Here is a 15118-nt window from a genome sequence, read left to right as displayed (position 1 = left end):
GCTCCCGTTCAGACCGAAAGGTGCGTGGGGATGCGCAGATGGCGGCGACCGACCTCGACAAAGAACGGGTCGCGCTTTGCCGCCCACACTGCCGCGAAGTGCCCGATCGCCCAGATGGCGATGCCGACCAGCCAGAGGCGTAAGCCCAAGCCGACCGCACCGGCCAAGGTGCCGTTCATGATCGCGATGGCGCGCGGCGCTCCGCCGAGCAGGATCGGTTCGGTCAGCGCCCGGTGAACCGGCACGGTGAAACCCGGCACTTCGTCGTTCTGGTCGCCGACACCCGCCATCAGACCAGCGCCCCGCCGCCAAACGAGAAGAAGCTGAGGAAGAACGAACTGGCCGCAAACGCGATCGACAGACCGAAGACGATCTGGATCAGGCGGCGGAAGCCACCCGAGGTGTCGCCGAAAGCCAGCGCCAAGCCCGTGGTGATGATGATGATCACGGCGATGATCTTGGCGACCGGACCTTCGATCGACTGAAGGATCTGCTGCAGCGGCTGTTCCCACGGCATCGACGAGCCGGAGGCATAGGCGGGTGCCGTCACCGCCACGCTGAGCGCGACGATGGATACGGTTATGGCGAAACGTTGGCGCGCGAGGGGTGCGACTTGGATCACGGAGTTTCTCCTTCCGGGTTGGTGCTGATCGCGTTCGATGCGCCGTCGACGGCAGGCACGACGCGGTAATCGCCGTCCGGGCCAAGGCCATCGACACGGGCGAGTTCGGCGAGCTGGCGCGCGGCACCACGGCCGGAAAGCACGGCCACGAGATCGATGGTCTCGGCGATCAGAGCGCGCGGGACGGTGACGACGGCTTCCTGGATGAGCTGCTCCATGCGCCGTAGTGCACCGATGGCGCTGCCGGCGTGGATCGTGCCGATGCCGCCGGGATGGCCGGTGCCCCAGGCTTTGAGCAGGTCCAGCGCTTCCGCGCCGCGCACTTCGCCGATCGGGATACGGTCGGGGCGCAGGCGCAGCGAGGAGCGGACGAGATCGGAGAGCGAGGCGACGCCATCCTTCGTCCGCATCGCGACGAGGTTGGGCGCGGCGCATTGCAGTTCGCGCGTATCCTCGATGATGACGACGCGATCGGATGTCTTCGCGACCTCCGCCAACAGCGCGTTGGTCAACGTCGTCTTGCCGGTCGAGGTGCCGCCAGCGACGAGGATATTGGCGCGGGAGGCAACACCTTGACGGAGCGCTTCCGCCTGTGCCGCGGACATGATCCCGGCGCGCACGTAATCGTCGAGCGTGAACACAGCGACAGCGGGTTTGCGAATGGCAAAGGCCGGTGCTGCGACCACGGGCGGCAACAGCCCCTCGAACCGTTCGCCGGTCTCGGGCAGTTCGGCCGAAACACGCGGGCGACTTGCATGAACCTCGGCGCCAACGTGATGAGCGACCAAACGCACGATGCGCTCGCCATCGGCGGGTGACAGCACCTCGCCGGTATCGGAAAGCCCTTCGGAAAGACGGTCGATCCAGATGCGCCCGTCCGGGTTCAGCATCACTTCGACAACGGAAGCGTCTTCCAGGAACAGGGCAATCGCCGGCCCAAGCGCCGTGCGCAGCATCCGCGCGCCACGTGCAAGCCCTTCAGAATTGTGGTGCGAAGCCGCCATCCGATCCCCGATCTCGCCGGGGAGAAGTCAGACGGTCCCCAGACGGGGTCGATTAAAAGAGCCGGAAATTGGGCTGATTCAACAAGGATTTGATGACGAGCGGCCTTGGCGAAGAAAAGGCGGTGATTGGCGGGATTGGTTATTCGCTGTCGGCCGGTCGATATCGCTCAGCGCTGTGCGTTCTCGACGTAGGTCGCCACCGCCTTCTTGTTATGCGCGTCGATCAATTGGGCTCCGTCGGCAACGAGATCGGCAAGGGTCTGCTGTTTCAGGACAGCCCGCCAAGCTTCCTCGGCGGCGATCATGCGGGTCTTGATGAAGCAGTCCGCCTTGTAGACGCACGGGTCCTTCGCCTTGCCGGGGCCGCGCCGTCGGATTTCGCGGCAGACGAAGGCGGGCTCCCGTCCGTCGATCGCTTCGACGATGTCGAGCAACGTGATGCGCGCCGGGTCGCGCGCCAGCCGATAGCCGCCGCGCGGCCCCGGCACGGCATCAATGACGGAAGCCGCAGCGAGCGCCCGCAGGTGCTTCAGAAGATAGGTTTCCGAAACGCCGTGCAATTCGGCGAGACTCTTGCCCGGAAGCACTTTGCCCTCCCGCAATCCGGCCAGCACCAAGGCACAGTGCAGCGCCGCCTCCACCCCGTCGCTCATGCGCCGCATCGCCTTCTCCCGTTCCGTTCTTGGATTGCGTCCTAATCATGGATATATATTATCCATGATTCTCAGCCAACCCCTCTCGCTACCGGAGGCACCCATGCACCCCAGACTGAACATCGCCGCCCTGGCGCCCGAGCTCTATCAGGCCGTCCGCGCCCTCGACGGCGCAGTGACCAAGTCGGGCCTCGACAAGCGCACGCTTCATCTCGTCAAGCTGCGCGCCTCGCAGATCAACGGCTGCGCCTATTGCGTCGACCTGCATGTGAAGGACGCGCTGGCGGACGGGATGGACGCCCAATTGCTGCATCTCGTCGCCGTTTGGCGCGAGTCCCCGTTCTTCAACGCGCGCGATCGGGCGGTCCTCGAATGGACCGAAAGCGTGACGCTCGCCGCCGAAACGGGCATTCCCGACGCTGCTTTTGAAACCGTCCGCGCCATCTTCTCGGAGACCGACATCGCCAAGCTGACGATCGCCATCGGAACCATCAACATCTGGAATCGCATCGCGGTCAGTTCCCGCATGCAGCACCCGGTCGGCACGGAAAAGAACGCGGTTGCTCCTTGATCGATTTGCTCTTGACCCTGACATTGATGTCAGGGGTTACGAGATGCAGCAGGAGGGCGGATGAAGATCGGAGACGTTGCAAAAAGGACGGGGGCGAGCGTGCGCTCCATCCGTCACTACGAGAAGGTCGGCCTGATCCGCGCCACCCGCGAGGAGAACGGCTACCGCGATTTCGACGAAGCCGATGTGCTTCTGGTGCGCCGCATCGGCCGGATGATCCGGCTCGGCTTCACCACCGAGGAAATCGCGACCTTTCTCAACTGCATCGTCGATGATCCCGCCACGGTCACCGCCTGTCCGAAGGTGGCCGCTGCACATCGGTTGAAGCTTGCGGCGATCGAACGGCAGATGGCCGATCTCGAAACCCGCCGCCAGAAGCTTCTCATCACCCTGAAGGCTGCCTCCGGTCAGGACGACACCAGCGTACCGGAGGCGCCTGTTCATGCCGAAGCCAGCCCCATCGCCCGCGCTCATCCTCGCCACCCTGGCGCTCGCGGTCTATTTCGTCGGAGCAGTTGAATTCATGCTCGCGCCGATGCTGACGCCGCTAGCGTCGGCCTTCGCCGCGAAACCAGCCGATATCGCCTGGCTCGTCTCGGCTTATGCGGTGTCCTATGCGGTGCTCGCGCCGCTCATCGGCCTCCTCAGCGACCGGATCGGCCGGCGGCGCCTTCTCCTGCCGGCCATGGGGCTCTTTGCCGCCGATGCGCTGGCCGTCGCCTTCGCCCCCTCGCTCACCTTCGCGATCATCGCCCGCATTCTCGGCGGCGCAGCGGGCGCGGCCCTGACGCCGACCGCCTTTGCCCTCATCGCCGAGACCGTTCCCGAAGACCGCCAAGCTGGCGCCATGGGCCTCGTCCTCTTCGGCCTGACCCTCGGCATCGCCACCGGGCCGACCTTCGCGGGGCTCCTAACCGATGCCTTCGAGTGGCAGGCGCCATTCATCGCGGTTGCCTGCGGCTGCCTCGCCGTTCTCGTGCTGGCCGCGCGCATTCTACCGCCGTCTGTTGCACGGCAAGGCCAACCGCTCAAAAGCTCGGCCGCTCGCCTGCTCGATGGCGCAATCCTCCGGCCCAACCTCTCCAAGGGCTTCTGGCTCGGCGCGACGATCGCAGGGTTCCTGATCTCCGGCGAGGTGCTGCGCAGCCGCTACGGTCTTTCGACCAGCATGGTCGGGCTGTCCGTCACCGCCTTCGGGGTCGGCCTCGCGGCGGGCAATCTCGCCATCGGGCGCCTCACCGCCTGGGTCGGCCGTCCAGAAACCGTCCTCGTCTTCGCCATCGCGCTCATCTTCGTAACGCAGAGCGCCTTCCTGGCGACCGAACCGAGCCTCGGCTTCGCCATCGGACTACTGGCTCTCTGGGGTTTTGCATCAGGCCTCGCCGCCCCCGCCAACACCGCCATTCAGGCGAGCCGAGCCGGCACCGATGCGGGCTTCGTGCTGGCGTCGTCGGAATCGATGAACAACGGCGCGCTGCTCGCGCTGGCGCCGATCGTCGCGAGTTGGATCGGACGTGGGGACACCGTCAACGCGGCCATTCTGCTCGGCGTCTGCACGCTCGTCGCACTTGGTGTCAATCTCGTCGACCGGCGATCGCAGCAAGTAGGCCCTGTCTGCGAAGCCAGCCGATAGATTTGCCTGCAGATCGCCGAACGAAGCAGGCGCTTGCGGCTATTTCTGAGCGTCAAATCGTTACCCCCTGAGGGGCGGTGAAGGTCTCGTCGATGACGTTGCCGGTGTTACGGGTTTCAGCAGGCTCAAAGATAATGACCTCCGCTTCCTCGTCAGCCGCGGTTCGATGCTCTACGCCACGCGGAACAACCACGTATTCTCCCGGCCCCATATCAGCAATCCGGTCGCGAAACTCGACGCGAAAACGGCCCTTCCACACGACGAACATTTCCTCGCAGTCGTCGTGTCTATGCCAAGGAAAGACCCCGAGAACTTTCACGATCTTGACCTCCTGACCATTGAGGCTGGCGATGACTTTCGGCCGCCAATGCTCGGAAAAAGCAGCGAATTTCGTGCCGAGTTCGCCTTGTTGGAACATCTTTCAGACCCTCTTCGTCTCCGACTCGACATGAAAGCAAGACGCCACGATTGCGCCGACGATGGCCGTGGTGGCGACACCAGTCAGAAGGGGCCATCCGCCCGCCGCCACGACCGGTCCGGCGACGGCTGTCCCGATCGCACCAGCCGCATAATAGAGCAGAAGGTAGGCCGCGTTCAGGGCGCCGGAGCGGTCGGGGTCGAGCCGGACGACGGCGGCCTGGTTCGCGACCTGCGCGGCAAAACAGCCGGCATCAAAAACCGCGAGGGCCGGAGCCGAGACGAAGGGCTGACCGAGAGAGGATAGGAGAACGAGGCTCGATACGGCCGCAACCGTAAGGCCGACAAGCTTGACCCGTCGCGCGCCGTACCGATCCGCCCAGCGTCCAGCCATCGGTGTGACGAAGAGTCCAAGCAGCCCGGCAAGACTGTAGAGGCCGATCGCGTCGGCGCTCAGCGACCACGGCGGCTCTGCCAGTGAAATCGCCAGCCCAACCCAGATGGAGCTGAAGGCGAAGAACCAGAGCATGCCGGCCGCCGCCGAAAGCCGCAGTTGCGGAAAATGAACCAGCAATCCCGGCACCGAACGCAAGGTGAGGAAATACCCCTTCGTGGTCTGCAGCCGGCGATCTGGCAGCCTCAAGGCTGTCGCCAGTGCGGCAACGCAACAAGCTCCGGCAAAACACAACAGCATCACCCGCCATCCGCCCCAAGTCGAGAGAAGCCCTCCGACGAAGCGTGACAGGAGAATACCAGCCGAGATGCCCGCCGAGATCAGCCCCATTTGCCTGCCTCGGTGAGCGGGTGCCGCGAGCTTGCCGACAATGGCGCTCGTCTGTGCCGCGACCGTGGTTGTCGCCCCGACAGCGAGGAGGCAGATCAAGAGAAGACCGGCGTTCGGTGCCGCCGAGGCCGCCGTCAGCGCCGCCGCCAGCGCAATGAGCTGACCGGGGATCAGCCAGCGCGGATCGACGCGATCAGCCAACGGCACCAGCAGCGCCAGCCCTGCGAGATATCCGAACATGATGGCGGAGACAATCAGGCTGATGGCGCTCGGCGTGGTACCGAGATCCTGCGCGATCGCAGCGAGGCTCGGTTGGATCGCATAATTGTTGGCGATCGCTCCGCCGGCGGTGATGGCCAAGAGGACGATCACGCCGGCGGACAATGGCCGCTCCCGCGGATCGGGCGCGGTCGTCACGCGGCTCTCCGCACGGCAATGGCCTCCACTTCGACAAGGATCGTGTCCTCGACGAAGGGCAGCGCGTGCACCAGCGAAAACGCCGGCCGGATCGTGCTGTAGACCTCGCCGTGGGCGCGCGCAGCGTCCTGCCAGTGTTCGAAATCGGCGACGACCAGCCGGCTCTGCACGACATCGCTCAAGGCGAAGCCGTTCTCCGTCAGAACCGTCTCGATCGTGGCGAGCGCGTCCCTGGTCTGGGCATAGACGTCGGGTCCCTTCCCCGCGGTGCCCGAAATGAAGATCGTGTCGTTCACGATCACGGCCCGCGAATAGCCGACCTTCGGCTCCCAGGGGGAGCCCGTGCTGATGAGTGTGCGCATGGATGCTTCTCCAATTACTACTGTGGTAGTAGTTGATATTGGTGCCACTTACCACCATGGTAGTCAAGAGTTCCAAATCCGCTTTTTCGAGGAGCCGCCTGGTCAAGTGCGGGTGGCGCGCGTGTCATGACCACCGACCCAGACCTGATCAACACACTGACCCGTCTCGGGTTTTCGCAATACGAGGCGCAGGCCTACATCGCCTTGGTTGGCAAAGGCGCCCTGACCGGCGCTGAGGTCGGCCGAGGCGCGGGCATGCCGCCGTCCAAAATTTACGAGACCCTCGCGCGGCTTGAGAGCAAGGGGGCGGTTCTGGTCAACCGGTCCGAGCCCGTCCGCTACAGCGCGGTTCCGCATGCCGATCTTTTGGCCGTCATGCAGTCTCGCTTCGAAGCCGATGTCTGTGCCGCCAAAGAGAAGCTCGACAGCCTCCCTGCCCAGGAGGAGCCGGGTCTCGTCTGGTCGCTGCGCAGCCGGCAGGCGATCGTGCAGGCCTTCGCGCGCGTTGCGGCCGGAGCCAAGCGCAGCATCTTTGCGGGCATCTGGGATGAGGAAATGGACGAGATCGGTCCGTTGATCGAGCAAGCGGCCGCGCGGGGCGTCGACGCCCATGTGGCGATCTACGGCAAGCGGACGCTTGTCGGGCCGCGCACCTACGATCTCTCCGAATGCGGTGCGAGTGCGCGCCTGCGCCTGTCCGGCCGCCGGCTGGCCGTGGTCGTGGCGGACGACAGCGAGACTGTCGTCGCCGAATTCGGTGACCGCACGCCCGATCAGGCCGTGCTGACGACCAACCCGGTGACGTGCCTCTTGGCAGTGGAATACATCAAGGCCGATGTCGGCGGTCGTCTGCTCATCAACGCGATGCCGGCAAGCGACTATCAGCAGCTTCTGGCGACGCCGGATATGCGGGCCATTCTAGCCCCAGCCGTGAACCAAGCCGTTTAGGCCGGCTACCTTGTAGGGCAGTGCCTATGAGCCTGAAATACTCGCCGCAGCGGTTTTACAGGTGTCCCGGCATTGCGTATCACCTTCCGGGTCGACCCCCAACTTAAGTCGCAGCGACGGCCAACTCACCGCGGGCTGGACTAACCATCACCTTTCGCCCCGAGAATAGACATCCCTGGACAGCTCTTTCAAAAACCGATCCCCAGTCGCGAGTCTCCGCCCAAGCGTTTGCAGGAAGCTCTCGAAGCGCTCCGCGCCTTTCGCCCTTGCCGACGCCTGCGCGCTGTCGGGCAATGGCGGTGTGATGGTCAGCCAAAAGCGGATGAACAGCGATAACGTCTCGCCGAGGATGGCGAGGTCTTCGTCCATGCCCTCGATCTGGCGGCCGATGCGATCCATGCGGCGGGCGAACACGGCCTCCAGCCGTTCGGAGGCATCGGCGGACAGGAAGGAAGCGACAGCGGCTTCGATTACGGCGGATTTGGAGATGTTGCGGCGGAGCGCCAGCGCCTCGACCTTCTTCAGGAGGTCAGGGTCGAAATAGACGTTCATGCGGGTCTTGGTCTGCATGGCCGTCCCCTTCACAATTCAATGCCATCGGCCGGGTCCAGCGACGCCTGCCGGGCGACCGATGTGACCTGCTGGCGGAGGCTGCGCGCCTTGGTGGCATCCACGTCAGGTTCATCGTCGAGCAGGTCGAACTCCCCGATTGGCGAGTGATCCGGCGGCGCGATCTCCTCATGCTCCGGCAATTCCGGCTCGCGTCGGATACCGGCATTGGCCGGGTCGCCGTCGCCGCTATCAGCATTTCTCTGCGGCGCCCCCGCTGAGGCGGTGGGGATTGCCAGCGCCGTCCAATCATCGGCTGGTGGCTTTGCCGGGCCTTTTGCCGGTTGCGGTTTGGGCGCTGGCAGCAGGCGCTCGCGGAAGCGCGCGTCCTCGTAATAGCGCGCCTTCTTCGCTCGGATGGGTGGCACACCCGCGACCAGCAGCAATTCGTCGGCGGGCGGGAGCTGCATCACTTCGCCGGGGGTGAGCAGCGGCCGGGCAGTCTCCTGCCGCGACACCATGAGGTGGCCGAGCCAGGGCGACAGCCGGTGGCCGGCGTAGTTGGTGGAATCGCGCATCTCGGTCGCGGTGCCGAGGGCGTCCGACACGCGCTTGGCGGTGCGCTCGTCGTTGGTGGCGAAGGCGACGCGCACATGGCAATTGTCGAGCACGCTGTTGTTCGCGCCGTAAGCTTTCTCGATCTGATTGAGGCTCTGGGCAATCAGGAAGGACTTGATGCCGTAGCCCGCCATGAAGGCGAGTGCGCTCTCGAAGAAGTCGAGACGGCCGAGCGCCGGAAACTCGTCGAGCATCAGCAGTAGGCGATGGCGGTTGGTGGAGGTCTTCAGGTCTTCGGTCAGGCGCCGGCCGACCTGATTGAGCAGCAGGCGGATCAGCGGCTTGGTGCGATTGATGTCTGAAGGCGGGACCACGAGGTAGAGACTGACCGGCATCTCCCCCTCCACCAGATCGGCGATGCGCCAGTCGCACCGTGCCGTCACCTTCGCCACCACGGGATCGCGATAGAGGCCGAGAAACGACATGGCGGTGGAGAGCACGCCTGACCGCTCGTTGTCACTCTTGTTGAGAAGCTCGCGGGCCGAAGACGCGATGACCGGGTGGACACCGGCCTTGCCGAGGTGCGCCGTGTTCATCATGGCGCGCAGCGTCGCCTCAACGGGCCGCTTCGGATCGGAGAGGAAGTTGGCGACGCCGGCCAGCGTCTTGTCGGGTTCCGCGTAGAGAACATGCAGGATCGCGCCGACCAGCAGCGAATGGCTGGTCTTTTCCCAATGGTTGCGCTTGTCGAGCGCGCCTTCCGGATCGACGAGGATGTCAGCGATGTTCTGCACGTCACGGACTTCCTTGTCGCCGCGCCGCACCTCCAGCAGCGGATTATAGGCCGACGATGCCGGATCGGTCGGATCGAACAGCAGCACGCGGCCGTACCGTGCGCGAAAACCAGCCGTTAAACCCCAATTCTCGCCCTTGATGTCGTGGATGATCGTGCTGCCCGGCCAGGTCAACAGCGTCGGCACGACGAGGCCGACGCCTTTGCCCGATCGCGTCGGGGCGAAGCACAGCACATGCTCGGGGCCGTCATGACGGAGATAGTCACCGTCGAGCCGGCCAAGCAATACCCCATCGGGGCCGAGCAATCCGGCGGCGCGGATTTCCTCCGGTTCGGCCCATCGCGCCGAGCCGCAGGTGGCGACGTTCTTCGCCTCGCGCGCTCGGATCACCGACAGGGTGATGGCGACGATGATCGAGATAAAGCCCCCCGACACAGCGATGCAGGCGCCTTCAATGAAGATCGGCGGCGCATAGGCGTCGTAGCAATACCACCACCAGAAGAAGATCGGCGGATAGTAGATCGGCCAGCCGGCTAGCTCGAACCATGGGACGCCAAGCTGCGCCTGAAAGCCGAGACGCCACGCCGTCCACTCGGTCGCACACCAGATGGCGGTGAGCACGATCACGAGAACGACGGCGACTTGTCCCCACAGGACGCGGCTTCCGGACATAAAGGCTCCAATCGGCAAAAGAGACGGAGCCGATCAGAGAATAGCCGTGCCAGCCAGAAGCAACAGAAAATCCGAAACACCGGGGTTTCGGATACCACGGCGAAGAAAAAGGACGCTCAGTGCGGCGCTGATCGCGCCTCGGTCGCCGCCTGTTCCAGTATCTTGCGATAGCCGGTCTTCGTCATCCACTGCGCGCGCGCAAGATGGCTTTCCCAACAGGTCCGGGCTCGAACCGTTTCCGCTGTCGGATCGCGGTGCAAAACGATGCGAGCTACCTCGGTCCAATCGGCTCCGTCCGTCTCGGCATCAAGCAGCCGAAGATAGGTCACGAAGTGCCGTTCATCGTATGCCGTGATCTCTCGCTCGCTGGGAGCGAGATCGTCAACATCGGGATCGAGTTCGGGGCGTGTCCGCATCGGACGGCCCTCCTTTCGACAATACAGCGACCCGCAAGGAATAGTTCAACAGCTCCTCAATTTTGAGACAAAGAGCCTGGTGAAGCACGGACCTCTGCGGCTGCGGGCAGGAATTCATCGCTTAGCCGCGCGCATCTATAGCACGTTTCAGCACGAATCGGAATGATCGTTCCTGGAACGATCATTCCGATGCAGGCTCTCATTTCGCCATGGATCTCAAGGAGGTTATGGCGGTCAATCTGCGTCGGCTGCGCCATGACAAGCAAATGACGCAGGAAGAGCTGGCCGACCAGTCCGGCCTGAGCGCGCGCTATATCGGCGCTATCGAGCGCGCCGACGTTTCCGCCAGCGTCACGGTTCTTGGGCAGATTGCCGAGGCGCTTGGAATTGAGCCGGGTGAGCTTTTGAAGGAATCAGCCAGATCGCGCTGATTTGCTCATCTCGGTAGCAAGATCGAGCAGATGCATGAGGGTTGGACCGCGATTGTGCGGCGACCAGACCGCGCTGAATCTCGCCCGATCCGGCTCATCGGCGATAGGCCGGAACAGAACGCCGGGAAACGGGACATGAGCAGCAGCTTCGCTCGTCAGCGTAATCCCGTCACCGGCAGCAACCATGTGCATCAGCGTGTCTCGACCGACATCGCATCGGCGAATGCGCGGCGACTTCTCACGTTCGGAGAGTCTGCGAACGATATGGTCCAGAACCTGAGGACCAGCGCCGTCTTGCCGTACTAAGAAGGTTTCCGGGGCAAGATCACGCCACACGAGACGCTCGGCGCTCGCCAACGGATGGTCCTGTGGCAGCACGGCCATCATTGCTTCCGACCATAGTTGCCGTGAATGGCAGTCGGGAACTTCTACGGCCCCAACCACGAAGGCGATGTCGAGCTTGGCTTCGCGGACCTGACGAATGATCTCGTCGGAACGTCCCTCTACGATGTCGAGTTCGATCTCTGGATGCTCGTCTCTATACCGGCGGCGCAGATCGGCCAGGAAGCCCGAAGCGATCGAAGACAGGAGTCCAATCGACAGATGACCAATCGCGCCGTTTAAAACCGCCCCTGCGGTCTTGATTGCAAGATCGAGGTGACCGATCCCAACGGCTACCTCCGTGATGAAACTGCGGCCGGCGTCAGTCAGGCGGACGCCACGGTGGCGGCGCTCGAACAGAACAACACCGAGATCCTCTTCCAGCGTCTTGATCCTGGTGCTCACGCTCGACTGGCTGACGCCGAGAGCATTCGCGGCGTGGCGAAAATTCAGATACTCGGCCACGGACAGCGTCTGGATCAGCGCCGCGAGGGGGATGCGGCCTCTCAACAGCGCATTCTGTTGATCGACAACCTCCTGGCCATTGTGCGCTCGTCGCCGCATCGCGCCTCCGATCCCGCTACGCGCTCGGCGATCCAACGCGACTGGAACGGCCCCAGCCATGTTGACTTGAACCGGCCCAGCACCCCATTTCCTCCTTTATGCCACCGGAGACGTCTCGGCCTCCCGTGCCAAAGCAGATTGGACGGACGCCCGCGCGTCGATCCGCTGCATGTAGAGCGCAATCGCCGGCCAACGGTCGAGATCGATCGAAAAACCCTTCATCCAGCCGAGCACGGTGAAGAGATAGGCGTCGGCGACCGTGAAACCGTCGCCCACCAGATAATCCCGAGATGCGAGGTTCATCTCGATGAAGTCGAGACGCCGGAACAGCCGGTCCCGGAAGATCACCAGCACCTCCTCCGGCAAGGCTCGATTGAACAGCGGGCTCGATCCGGAATGGATTTCGCTGGTGATGAAGTTGAGCCATTCCTGCAGCCGAACCCGCGCCAGCGTACCGGCGGCCGGAGCCAATCCCACCTCCGGCATCAGGTCGGCCAAATACTGAACGATGGCCGGTCCTTCGGTCAGAACCTCGCCGGTATCGAGTTCGAGCGCCGCGACATAGCCCTTCGGATTGATGGAGAGGAAGTCCTCTCCCGTGGATGTGCGTTTCGTCCGATTGTTCACACGGACGAGTTCGTAGGGCATTCCGAGTTCCTGAAGCACGATGTGCGGCGAGAGCGAACAGGTGTCGGGGGCGAAATAGAGCTTCATCGTCGGGGCCTCGCTGAGGGGGAAAATCGCCACCCACATTGGCAGGTCCCGTGATATAATAAAAATTACTCCCATATTTTTCTGACATAAGCTTGACTACTATGAACCTGACCCAACTCCAGAGCCTGATCGCCGTCTCCGAGGCCGGCAGCTTCACCGCAGCCGCGGATAAGCTCGGCGTCACCCAATCGGGGGTGAGCCAAGCCCTGGCCGCGCTCGAAGAGAGTCTGGGCGTGAAACTGCTCATCCGCCAGCCACGGGGAGTCGAATTGACCGCCTTCGGAGAGCGCGCGCTCGAGCATGCGCGAACAGCCCTTTCGCATCTGGAGGCGATCGAAAGGGAGGCGATGGCGCTGATCGGCGAGGAGACCGGTGCCATCCGTCTGGCGGGGTTTCCAAGCGTCTTCGCCACTGTCCTTCCGCCCTTGCTTCGGCGTTTTCGCACGCTCCATCCGGGCATCGACCTCGTGCCGCTCGAAACCGACGACTTGGAAGTGGAGGCTTGGCTCGCGGCGGGATCGATCGACCTCGGCGTCGTTCTCAACCCGTCACCGGCCAGAAAAGCCGTTCCACTCGGACGGGATGCCTGGGTTCCGATCCTGCCGGCGGCGCATCCCCTGTCACGGCGTACTTCGGTCTCGTTGGCCGAACTGGCGGCAGCGCCTTTCGTTCTCGCCACCGGCGGGTGCCATACGAACGCCCGCTCGCTTGCCGACGCGGCTGGATTGACGCTCCAGAACGTGCAGATCGAGGTGCGCGATTGGTCGAGCGCGATTGCCCTGGTTCGGGAGGGCGCGGGTGTCAGCCTCGTGCCGGAATCCACCCTGCCGGAACAGCACCGCGGCTTCCGGGTTTCGAAGCTCGCATCGCCGTTGCATCGCGAGTTCGGACTCGTCGCTTCGCAAGTGCGACCGCTCTCCCGGGCCGGAAACCTGTTCGTCGAGGTGGCGCGTCGCTCGACCGCGCCGACCTCGGCATAGCGCAAGACACTCGGACGGGCCGGCTGCCGGTCTCCAACCTCACCTAGCGGCATGGGCGTCCCTCCTCCTCCCGAAGGTGAAGAAGCTGAGTGCGGCCAGCACCCAGACACCAATGGCGCCGTAGAGCATCACCTCACCGAAGCCGCCGGCCAGTGCGGCAGGACCGAGCACCTTCGACATTCCCGGAGCGGCTTGATCGAGAGCACCGACGTTTCCGGCGGCGATCTGTTCGGCGATGTGCCGAAGTTGCGTGGCGTCGAACGCTCCTGACGCCGCACTCAGGCGCTTCAAAACACCGTCGACCAAGACAAAGCCCATGAGCGCGATGTTGATGGCGAGCGAGATCATCCGAGCGCTCATGTCGATGCCGGATGCCATGCCGGCCCTGTCGCTCGACACAGATCCAGTCGTGGTGTTGGTGACCGGCGTGTTGGTCGCCCCGAGGCCAATCCCGGCCAGCAACGCGCCGACCAGCACCGTCGGCAAGGCAGCCGGACCACCGCCTGTTCCGATCTTCATGATGAAAAAGCCGAGACCGATCACGAACAGTCCCGCCGGGATGACGGTGCCGGCACCAAGACGCAGCGAAAGGCGTTCGGCATAGGGCGGCACGACCAGCGTCGGCAGGGTGTAGGCGAGAAGTGCAAGGCCAGCGGTCAGCCCGTCGAGACCGAGCCCCGCCTGAAACCAGATCGGCAGATAGATCATGAACGGCCAGAAGCTGAAATTCATGCCCATCGAGCCGAACAAAGCTCCGGAAAACGGCCGGATTCGGAACACCGAGAAATCAAACATCGGGTGCGGCGTGATCTGCTCGACAATGACGAAGGCGATGAGGCTGAGGGCGGCTATTGCGACGATCGCCAGCGCGATCGGGCTGGTGAAACCGAGTTCGCTGCCCTGAGTGATGACGTAGGCGACGCAAAAGACGGCCAGTGACAGGGTTGCGATCCCGCCGAGATCCAGGCGCCGAGCAGCTGGATCCTTCGATTCCCAAATACCGCGCCAAGCCAGGATGACGGTCAGCACGGCGATGAAACCGTGGATCAGAAACACCCAGGCCCAGCCCATCAGGGCGGCGATCCCGCTGCCGATCACCGGACCGAAGCCGAGACCGAACCCGGTAACGATGCCCCACCAGCCGAAAGCTCGGGCTCGATCGGCCGCCGTGCTGAACTGATGCGAGAGCACGGCGATCCCACAAATCAGCATGGCGCCGCCGCTCGCTCCCTGGAGCGCGCGCCCGGCGATGAGGGTTATCATGTTGGGGGCAAGGCCACACAGCAGGGAGGTGGCACCGAACGCAACGATGGCGCCGACGAGTAGACGCTTGCGCCCGAAGCGATCCGCCAGTGTGCCGGCAGCCATGAGGACCGTCGCCACGGCGATGGTGTAGGCGTTCATCGTCCACTGGAGTTCTTGAAAATCGGCGCGAAGGACTTTCTCCAGCGTCGGCAGGATCGCCGGAACGCTTGATATTTCGAAACCGAACATCAGAGCCGACAAGCAGATGGCGGCCAAGGCAAGGTTACCTTGCCGCGAGGAAGCAAAGGACATGGTCAGGCCTTTCAGCGCCGAGATCACTCGGCGTCTCGCGCGCGGCCGTTCACCCCCAACGGCTGAAGCCGGAGTGGCACGGCAGTCTTGC

General features: G+C 63.9%; 19 protein-coding genes and 1 pseudogene. 7 read left to right on the top strand and 13 right to left on the bottom strand.

Features of this window, described 5'->3' with window-relative positions:
• Positions 1–8: 8 nt before the first annotated feature.
• From L2I41_RS13780 to L2I41_RS13765, 4 genes are all read right to left on the bottom strand, one after another.
• Complete coding sequence (locus tag L2I41_RS13780; protein WP_237154150.1) at positions 9–290, bottom strand: VirB3 family type IV secretion system protein; 282 nt, start codon at positions 288–290, stop codon at positions 9–11.
• Positions 290–583: a TrbC/VirB2 family type IV secretion system protein gene (locus L2I41_RS13775; protein WP_315810818.1), complete on the bottom strand. Its 294-nt coding sequence runs from the start codon at positions 581–583 to the stop codon at positions 290–292. The genes L2I41_RS13780 and L2I41_RS13775 overlap by 1 nt, the downstream gene beginning before the upstream one ends.
• Positions 584–618: 35 nt before the next feature.
• Complete coding sequence (gene trbB, locus L2I41_RS13770) at positions 619–1626, bottom strand: P-type conjugative transfer ATPase TrbB (RefSeq protein WP_113425177.1); 1008 nt, start codon at positions 1624–1626, stop codon at positions 619–621.
• Positions 1627–1793: 167 nt separating this feature from the next.
• Positions 1794–2288, bottom strand: coding sequence for an RrF2 family transcriptional regulator (locus L2I41_RS13765; RefSeq protein WP_113425178.1), 495 nt, complete (start codon positions 2286–2288; stop codon positions 1794–1796).
• A 94-nt stretch (positions 2289–2382) separates the two neighbouring features.
• Here L2I41_RS13765 and L2I41_RS13760 point away from each other — a divergent pair, with 94 nt between their 5' ends.
• The 4 genes and pseudogenes from L2I41_RS13760 to L2I41_RS13750 all read left to right on the top strand — a co-directional run bounded on the left by L2I41_RS13760 (position 2383) and on the right by L2I41_RS13750 (position 4483).
• The gene (locus tag L2I41_RS13760) at positions 2383–2850 is read left to right on the top strand and encodes a carboxymuconolactone decarboxylase family protein (protein ID WP_237154149.1); all 468 of its coding nucleotides are present in this window, start codon (positions 2383–2385) and stop codon (positions 2848–2850) included.
• A 60-nt stretch (positions 2851–2910) separates the two neighbouring features.
• Positions 2911–3048, top strand: a pseudogene (locus L2I41_RS21635) (MerR family DNA-binding transcriptional regulator); the annotation flags it as partial.
• 45 nt (positions 3049–3093) lie between these two features.
• Positions 3094–3369, top strand: coding sequence for a MerR family transcriptional regulator (locus tag L2I41_RS21630; protein ID WP_390634250.1), 276 nt, complete (start codon positions 3094–3096; stop codon positions 3367–3369).
• Positions 3293–4483 (top strand): MFS transporter, encoded by a 1191-nt coding sequence (locus L2I41_RS13750; RefSeq protein WP_237154147.1) that lies wholly within the window; start codon positions 3293–3295, stop codon positions 4481–4483. Before L2I41_RS21630 ends, L2I41_RS13750 begins: the two co-directional genes overlap by 77 nt.
• Before the next feature lie 52 nt (positions 4484–4535).
• Here the strand turns inward: L2I41_RS13750 and L2I41_RS13745 are convergent, their stop codons facing one another.
• From L2I41_RS13745 to L2I41_RS13735, 3 genes are read right to left on the bottom strand one after another with little or no spacing between them, the layout of a single operon-like run.
• A complete protein-coding gene (locus L2I41_RS13745; protein WP_237154146.1) occupies positions 4536–4901 on the bottom strand; it encodes a cupin domain-containing protein in 366 nt (121 codons plus the stop codon).
• Between the two features lie 3 nt (positions 4902–4904).
• A complete protein-coding gene (locus tag L2I41_RS13740) occupies positions 4905–6101 on the bottom strand; it encodes an MFS transporter (RefSeq protein ID WP_237154145.1) in 1197 nt (398 codons plus the stop codon).
• Positions 6098–6463 carry a RidA family protein gene (locus tag L2I41_RS13735; protein WP_237154144.1) on the bottom strand — a complete coding sequence of 122 codons (366 nt, stop codon included), beginning with the start codon at positions 6461–6463 and terminating at the stop codon, positions 6098–6100. The genes L2I41_RS13740 and L2I41_RS13735 overlap by 4 nt, the downstream gene beginning before the upstream one ends.
• 126 nt (positions 6464–6589) lie before the next feature.
• Here L2I41_RS13735 and L2I41_RS13730 point away from each other — a divergent pair, with 126 nt between their 5' ends.
• Positions 6590–7411 (top strand): TrmB family transcriptional regulator, encoded by an 822-nt coding sequence (locus tag L2I41_RS13730; protein WP_237154143.1) that lies wholly within the window; start codon positions 6590–6592, stop codon positions 7409–7411.
• A gap of 147 nt (positions 7412–7558) precedes the next feature.
• Here the strand turns inward: L2I41_RS13730 and L2I41_RS13725 are convergent, their stop codons facing one another.
• The 3 genes from L2I41_RS13725 to L2I41_RS13715 form a co-directional block, all read right to left on the bottom strand.
• Entirely contained in the window at positions 7559–7981 is a 423-nt protein-coding gene (locus L2I41_RS13725) for a ribbon-helix-helix domain-containing protein (protein ID WP_237154142.1), read from the bottom strand.
• A gap of 11 nt (positions 7982–7992) precedes the next feature.
• Positions 7993–9984 (bottom strand): conjugal transfer protein TraG, encoded by a 1992-nt coding sequence (locus tag L2I41_RS13720; protein ID WP_237154141.1) that lies wholly within the window; start codon positions 9982–9984, stop codon positions 7993–7995.
• Between the two features lie 116 nt (positions 9985–10100).
• Positions 10101–10400 (bottom strand): DNA -binding domain-containing protein, encoded by a 300-nt coding sequence (locus L2I41_RS13715; RefSeq protein WP_237154140.1) that lies wholly within the window; start codon positions 10398–10400, stop codon positions 10101–10103.
• A 209-nt stretch (positions 10401–10609) separates the two neighbouring features.
• Here L2I41_RS13715 and L2I41_RS13710 point away from each other — a divergent pair, with 209 nt between their 5' ends.
• Complete coding sequence (locus L2I41_RS13710) at positions 10610–10831, top strand: helix-turn-helix domain-containing protein (protein WP_073625741.1); 222 nt, start codon at positions 10610–10612, stop codon at positions 10829–10831.
• On the opposite strand, the gene L2I41_RS13705 is transcribed toward L2I41_RS13710, so the two are convergent.
• A complete protein-coding gene (locus tag L2I41_RS13705) occupies positions 10814–11776 on the bottom strand; it encodes a LysR family transcriptional regulator (protein WP_237154139.1) in 963 nt (320 codons plus the stop codon). The two genes, L2I41_RS13710 and L2I41_RS13705, sit on opposite strands and share 18 nt — an antisense overlap.
• A 96-nt stretch (positions 11777–11872) precedes the next feature.
• On the bottom strand, positions 11873–12490 hold the full coding sequence (gstA, locus tag L2I41_RS13700; RefSeq protein ID WP_237154138.1) for a glutathione transferase GstA: 618 nt from the start codon (positions 12488–12490) through the stop codon (positions 11873–11875).
• Positions 12491–12591: 101 nt separating this feature from the next.
• Between gstA and L2I41_RS13695 the strand changes: the two genes are divergently transcribed.
• Positions 12592–13470 carry a LysR family transcriptional regulator gene (locus L2I41_RS13695; protein WP_237154137.1) on the top strand — a complete coding sequence of 293 codons (879 nt, stop codon included), beginning with the start codon at positions 12592–12594 and terminating at the stop codon, positions 13468–13470.
• 39 nt (positions 13471–13509) lie between these two features.
• On the opposite strand, the gene L2I41_RS13690 is transcribed toward L2I41_RS13695, so the two are convergent.
• Complete coding sequence (locus tag L2I41_RS13690; protein WP_237154136.1) at positions 13510–15027, bottom strand: MFS transporter; 1518 nt, start codon at positions 15025–15027, stop codon at positions 13510–13512.
• Positions 15028–15118 lie beyond the last annotated feature (91 nt).

Source organism: Oryzibacter oryziterrae (assembly GCF_021864535.1).
Lineage (GTDB): Bacteria > Pseudomonadota > Alphaproteobacteria > Rhizobiales > Pleomorphomonadaceae > Pleomorphomonas > Pleomorphomonas oryziterrae.
This window is presented reverse-complemented; position numbering and strand designations above follow the sequence as displayed.